Source organism: Moorena sp. SIO4A5, assembly GCF_010672005.1.
Classification (GTDB): domain Bacteria; phylum Cyanobacteriota; class Cyanobacteriia; order Cyanobacteriales; family Coleofasciculaceae; genus Moorena.
In genome coordinates this window covers 1-6,693 of the sequence record NZ_JAAHHZ010000258.1, presented here as the reverse complement: position 1 = coordinate 6,693, position 6,693 = coordinate 1, and the positions used below count along the sequence as shown (strand labels likewise).

Annotated in this window: 6 protein-coding genes and 1 pseudogene; 5 read left to right on the top strand and 2 right to left on the bottom strand. The window is 42.3% G+C overall.

Translation table 11 applies throughout. The features are described 5' to 3' along the window. Positions 1-74: 74 nt before the first annotated feature. Positions 75-239: pseudogene (locus tag F6K57_RS34240) on the top strand (Uma2 family endonuclease); the annotation flags it as partial. 69 nt (positions 240-308) lie between these two features. On the opposite strand, the gene F6K57_RS34235 reads toward F6K57_RS34240, so the two are convergent. Then, positions 309-833 carry a Uma2 family endonuclease gene (locus F6K57_RS34235; protein WP_293072373.1) on the bottom strand — a complete coding sequence of 175 codons (525 nt, stop codon included), beginning with the start codon at positions 831-833 and terminating at the stop codon, positions 309-311. An 886-nt stretch (positions 834-1,719) separates the two neighbouring features. Here F6K57_RS34235 and F6K57_RS34230 point away from each other — a divergent pair. Both F6K57_RS34230 and glyS read left to right on the top strand, forming a co-directional pair. Next, on the top strand, positions 1,720-2,823 hold the full coding sequence (locus F6K57_RS34230) for a calcium-binding protein (protein WP_293072372.1): 1,104 nt from the start codon (positions 1,720-1,722) through the stop codon (positions 2,821-2,823). 266 nt (positions 2,824-3,089) lie between these two features. Then, positions 3,090-5,252 (top strand): glycine--tRNA ligase subunit beta, encoded by a 2,163-nt coding sequence (glyS, locus tag F6K57_RS34225; RefSeq protein ID WP_293072371.1) that lies wholly within the window; start codon positions 3,090-3,092, stop codon positions 5,250-5,252. A gap of 70 nt (positions 5,253-5,322) precedes the next feature. On the opposite strand, the gene F6K57_RS34220 is transcribed toward glyS, so the two are convergent. Then, positions 5,323-5,550 carry a hypothetical protein gene (locus F6K57_RS34220; RefSeq protein WP_293072370.1) on the bottom strand — a complete coding sequence of 76 codons (228 nt, stop codon included), beginning with the start codon at positions 5,548-5,550 and terminating at the stop codon, positions 5,323-5,325. A 40-nt stretch (positions 5,551-5,590) separates the two neighbouring features. Between F6K57_RS34220 and F6K57_RS34215 the strand changes: the two genes are divergently transcribed. Further along, the gene (locus F6K57_RS34215; RefSeq protein ID WP_293072369.1) at positions 5,591-6,163 is read left to right on the top strand and encodes a hypothetical protein; all 573 of its coding nucleotides are present in this window, start codon (positions 5,591-5,593) and stop codon (positions 6,161-6,163) included. A 124-nt stretch (positions 6,164-6,287) separates the two neighbouring features. Next, positions 6,288-6,693, top strand: a 406-nt coding sequence (sbcD, locus tag F6K57_RS34210; RefSeq protein WP_293072368.1) for an exonuclease subunit SbcD, incomplete at its 3' end; no start/stop codon positions are given.

The following is a 6,693-nucleotide window of genomic DNA, read 5'->3' as shown; positions in this document are numbered from 1 at the left end:
AAAGAATTTGATACTGTACGAGAATGTGTAGATGCAGCCTTCAAAAAATGTCCTAATGTATGCGCGTAGTGCTATACATGGAAAACGGGGCAAGACTTGGCTGGTTGATTAACCGAAAACAGCGAAAAAATGAAATTTATCGTCCCCATCAAGCTGTAGAAATTCTCAACAATCCTGATACTATGTCTGGGGAAGATGTTTTGCCAGGATTTTTGTTAGATCTTTCAACAATTTGGTAATTTGTAAATGGTATTTTGGGGTTTGTGTCTTCAGTAAATCATAAGCATATGCTGAATGCTTACCTTTAGCTAATTCTCTGACATTTTCAGCCAACCAAAAATACGATCTACTGTTAACTCTAGGTTAATATCCTCTAATACAGAAGGTTGATTGCTACCTAGTAACAATTCTGGTTGTTGACCCGGTCGAAACACTAAAATAGACCGATCAGCAGGATCAATTAACCAACCTAGCTGACAACCATGTTGTAAGCAATAGAGAATATTGCCAATTACCCGATTTGAACTCTGTTCTGAAGAGAGGATTTCAATTGTCCAATCTGGGTACAATAAAAAATCATTGGGAACTTCCCCATCGGCATCAAACGGAATTCGTGACCATTTGAAAACCGCTATATCAGGTACAATAGAGCCTATGCCAAAACTACAGCGCAACTCTGGGAAGGCATAAGCAATTTTCTGGCTTTCTGCGTTTTCGTTGATACTGTTGCATAGCCTCAGCTGCAATCGACTATCCTTTCCTTTCGGCATTGGCTTCTGGACAATCTCGCCGTTGATGTATTCCCTAGCTGGCTTTGTTTCTGGGAGCTTCAGAAATTATTCCAGGCTATGTGCTGGGGTGATTGTGACAGTCATGGCTCCTGAATTTTTGGGGAAATCTTTCTTTAGTTTAGCAGTATAGCATTTCTATTTGATTTGTTAACATACTTCCTTAAGGAAAGGCAAGAGGAATCCCCCCTAACCCCCCTTAGTAAGCAGGGCTTTTTCATTCTTTCTTTGGAATAAATTGTCAGGTCAATCGGGTGAAAGGGAGGTGGGGTGCTGGGGAGAGGGTTTTTTTAAGGTTAAAAATACCTATCACATTTTAGTCGGACGCAAGAAACAGCCCTGGGATTAGGGGGGATTCCTGTTCCCTAAAATACCAAAATTGTATACCTCACCAAATTGAAAACCGCTATACAAGTAATCAAACCTATTGTGAATGACTCGATGCTGCTGGCTTTGGCAGTGTTACAATCCCTGAAATCTGTGAAGATGCCGCAGATAACTGATGGTATCTAGTTTATGGGCGTTACCTAGGTAACTGTGATTCCTTAATTTTCACTAAAACTTGAACAAGTTTAGTCTTAACTTTACGAATACTTTAAATAAAAGTATTTTTCTTTAAAAAAAGAATTGATAAATTGATAAATAGTCAAGTCAAGCAAAATATCAAAAACATTCAGGGTAAAAAAATAAGACACCTTAAGGTATTTGAATTTTTCAGGAATACTCCAAAATTTAAATGTTGATTTATAGGGGAAGCTACGAAAAAATTATCGATTTTACGAGTCTGATTTAGGGTGTATCAACTGGTGTATCAACTGGTGTATCAACTGGTGTATCAACTTATGATGCCTTGAGGTGAGCTTAGTCGAAATTTGTTTGTCTGCAATGACCTTTTTGTGTCAATCATTTATTCTACCAAAAACAAAATCTGATGACTAATATTTTGGGATTTGAGACTGGCAACTTCATAAATTGGAACACTATCGGCGATGCCAGCATTGAGACAGCGGCATTTGGCAGTATCCCTTCTCAGGGAAAATTTCAGGCTTTGATTACTAATGATGTCGGTTCTGTAAGTGATAGCGAAATTGAAAATTTCTTGGGGTTGAACCCAGGCACTATCGATGGTTTTGGCAATGGAGATGCCAAAGAAGGATCCGCTCTCACGCTAAAACCTATTACAGTCAAGGCTGGGGATGTTTTGAGCTTCGACTTTAACTTCCTCACTGATGAGCTTACTCCTGACTCCACCTTCAAGGATTTTGCCTTTGTCTCCATCACCCCAAACGTTTTATCTAACCTCGCAGATACAAATAGTTCATTTCTCCTGTCTCCTACAGGATTTCGTGAGGAAACAGACTACAATACCTTTACCTACAAATTCCCAACTGGTGGCACTTATATAGTAGGTATGGCAGTGGTGGATGTAGAAGATGAGTTATTGGAATCCGCGCTACTAGTGGATAACTTGAGAGTTGTCCCGAAAGATGAAGTAATTCTAGGCAAAAGCAACGGTGAAACTCTTTTCGGTACTACTGATAATGACACAATCTACGGTCAGGGTGGTAATGACAGAATCTTTGGCAGTGAGGGAGTAAACATTCTCTATGGTGGTGCTGGGGATGACTTGATTTTCGGCGGTTCCAATTCTGACACCATTTATGGCGGCACTGGTAATGACCAGATCTTCTCCTCCGGAGGCAATAACACAGTCTATGGGGGTATCGGTAATGACCTCATAGACACTGGCACTGGTAATGATTTAGTTGTTGGTGGCTTTGGCAACGATAGGATCAGGCTTGGGGGTGGTCAGGATATTGTTGTCCTAGAAGCACGCAAAGGAACTGATACTATCATTAACTTTAAGGCTGGTAAGACGTCGCTAGGTCTGTCTGGTGCCTTGACTTTCAGTAACTTGACGTTTAACCAAAGTAGTGATAATGTGGCTATCTCTGCTAACGGTGAAGTCTTAGCAGTTGTCAATAATGCACAAGTTGGCACTATTGCCAGCGCTAGCAACTTTGTGACGATTTAGTTAATTTTGTAGCTCTGAGTAAACCTGTTTTTTCTCTAGGGTTTGTAACTCAGGACTTTAGCAATAACTATACCGTTAGGGGCGCACGTCGTACGCCCCTACTACTGAAGATAAATCCAGAAGGGTGTTTGAGGTAAAGTTTGGCGACAGTCATTGTAACTCTGGTTTTTTTGTGAAAACTATCATAACCAGGTCTAGAATCTCAAGAGGTACACTGGGGGAATTGGTAGTTAAAGATTACCGTTTTGATTAGTAATCAGTTCCCTATGTCTACATTTTTATTAGAAGTTGGTACAGAAGAATTACCCGCAGATTTTGTGGATAGTGCGATCGCACAGTGGCAATCGAGAATTCCCCAAACCCTGGATGAGTACTTTCTTACTCCAGAAGGAATTGAGATTTACGGCACCCCTCGCCGCTTAGCAGTTATCATCAAAGGATTACCTGAAAAGCAACCCGATCGAGAAGAAGAGGTTAAAGGACCACCAGCTAAGGCAGCGTTTAAAGATGGCCAACCTACTAAAGCAGCACTTGGGTTTGCCCGTAAACAGGGGGTAGAGGTAGATAATCTATTCCTCAGAGATACGGATAAAGGAGAATTTGTCTTTGTTCAGAAACAGATATCCGGTCGCCCCGCTACGGAAATTTTAACGGAACTGATTCCCCAATGGATATTTGGATTGGAAGGGAGACGATTCATGCGCTGGGCGAATGGAGATTTAAAGTTTCCCCGTCCCATTCGCTGGCTAGTCACACTTTTAGATGATGTAGTGCTACCGGTAGAGTTAGATAATAATGCCGAGACTATAAAAAGCGATCGCATTTCCAGTGGTCATCGGATCTTGTCTCCCAAACCGGTAGAGATTCCCGAAGCTACAGATTATCAGTCCTGTTTGCGCAATGCTTATGTAGAGGTCAACCCTGAAACACGTCGCGAGACAATCAAATCACAAGTAGAATCAGCCGCTAAAGAGTTACGTGGTTATACCCCTCTGTACCCTGAGTTATGGCAAGAAGTCACTAATTTAGTGGAATGGCCGACAGCAGTAGTGGGTAAATTTTCCTCAGAATTCTTGAATTTACCTCAAGAAGTGGTCACCACAGAGATGGTGTCTCACCAGCGCTACTTCCCAGTATTCAAAACCGAAGCAGCTACTGAACTTATCCCCTATTTTATTACTATTGGTAACGGTGACCCCGCCAAATCCGAAATTATTGCTACTGGCAACGAGCGAGTAATCCGAGCGAGGTTAGCCGATGGCCAGTTTTTCTACAAAACCGATATCGACTCACCCTTAGAAAGCTATTTACCCCAACTGGAGAAAGTCACTTTTCAGAAAGATTTGGGTTCAGTACGCCAAAAGGTCGGTAGAATAGAAAAGATAGCGAGTCAAATTACTGACCAGTTACGTCAACACTCTCCTAATCTAATCTCACCAGAGGCGATTACTCAGATTCAAAGGGCGGCCTTATTGTGTAAAGCAGACTTGGTTACCCAGATGGTGTATGAATTTCCTGAATTACAAGGGGTAATGGGACAAAAGTATGCCGTTGCTAGTGGGGAATCTGAGCAAGTCGCAACAGCAATTTTTGAGCATTATTTACCGAGGGGTGCAGGTGATTCTCTACCTCAAACCATTACTGGGCAAGTGGTAGGGTTATCAGACAGGCTAGATACCTTAGTCAGTATCTTTGGCTTAGGTATGTTACCCACAGGCTCTTCTGATCCCTTTGCTCTACGTCGTGCTGCTAATGGGATTATCAACATTACCTGGGATGCCAATTTACCGATTAATCTCCAGCAGTTGCTAAAAGATATTGCTGCGGATTTTGTAGCTGCTTATCCAGACAAGAATTCACCAATAGAGTCATTACAGGAATTTTTCTTACAACGGATTCGGACTCTGCTCCAAGAAGAAAATAAAATTGACTATGATTTAGTGAATGCTGTGTTAGGAGAAGATGATCCGGAGTATCAAAACAGGGCATTAATTGATGTGTTAGATGTACGCGATCGCGCTTTGTTTCTCCAGTCTATCCGAGATAATGGTACTCTGAATAAAATCTATGAAACTGTCAACCGTTCAGCTCGTTTAGCTAAACAAGGGGATTTAGATACCAAACAGATACAACCAACAACAGTAGTGAATCCGAAATACTTCCAGAAGTCTTGTGAGCAAGCATTTTATGATGCTCTCGTGGAATTAGTGCCAAAAATTAAAGCTTCTCAGGAAGAACGAGATTATCAGAAATTAGTGGAAGCACTAGAGCAGATTACTCCTACAGTTAGCACTTTCTTTGATGGTGACCAGAGTGTATTGGTGATGGATCCTGACCCCAATATTCGCAGTAATCGCTTGAATTTGTTAGGATTGTTGCGGAATCATGCTCGTGTCTTAGCAGATTTTGGAGCAATTGTCAAGAGTTAGGGTTTGGTTTGTAAGCATATGCGCTACGCGCACGCTACGCGAACAGTAATCAGCTTATAGCAATCAGTAATCAGCTTATAGCAATCAGCTTATAGCAATCAGTAATCAGCTTATAGCAATCAGTAGTGGCCAAAGGCCAAGGCTGTTCGCGTAGCGTGGCCAAAGGCCAAGGCTGACGGCTGACGGCTGACGGCTGAGCGCTGAGGGCTGACCACTGAGCGCTGACCGCTGACCGCTGATAACTTTGGGGGATTGATAGTAAAAGCTCTATCTGCGGTTTTCTGAAAATTGTGCTCAAATTGAAACTGACCTACGATTGAGCTAGCCTGATAAATGCCATGGAGATTCTAGAAACCGTAACCTTTGATAATGCCATCGCATTCACGGAATCGATAATGACCAAAATGGCAACAGGGGAACTAACATCGCCAGAAATTACCGATGCGATGCTCCTTTGGAGCCGCTTCGCGAACGCATCCTTAGTCAAAACTAAAAATGGTGCTAGAGGTTTCTTTGTCACCTACCTTACCAGTGACAGCACCTTAGCCGACAATCCCTCACCAGAGGTGATCACAGCTCTAGAGTCATCCCCCGAAATCGTAGCGGAACTGTTAGTCAAAAATTTAGCTATGTCAGCGGCAATGGGATTGAACCATCGCCGCAATGGTAAAGAAGACATGGCTCAAGGATCAGACCGAGTGCGATGCTCCGTAGGAGCCGCTCCGCGAACGCGTAGTGCTAATCTCATTAAACAACTAAATATGCCAAGCCTGTTTGACATTGCCCAACAGTTAAGGCAAAGCGCCCTTACTGGAGTTGGCAACTACCAAGAATTTCTGCAGCGCTGGAGATACGATTCTGAGCAAAAACAGGTCATCCATCAAGCTCTATCTGAAATTCTTGACGAATAACCAAAGGGATGTTTTCAAAAATCAAAAAGTGACTATAGATATTAATAGGAAAATAGCAATTTAAAAATTGTTAATTGCTATTTCCTAATCTCATCATGTCTACTTTGTAATAGTATCATCGCCAATGATAAAAATTCTTCACCTATCTGACATCCACATGGGTAGTGGCTTCTCCCATGGACGAATCAACCCTGCTACTGGAATCAACACACGTTTAGAAGATTTTGTCAATACCCTAGCTAAATGTATTGACCGAGCCATTGCCGAACCTGTGGATTTAGTTCTTTTTGGCGGTGATGCCTTTCCCGATGCCACACCACCACCCTATGTTCAACAAGCCTTTGCCAATCAATTTCGCCGCTTAGTAGATGCAAACATTCCTACAGTTTTACTAGTAGGAAATCACGACCAACACTCCCAAGGACAAGGAGGTGCTAGCTTATGCATTTACCGCACCTTAGGTGTGCCTGGATTTGTAGTAGGAGATACCATCACCACTCATAAGATTCAAACCGACAATGGTCCAGTAC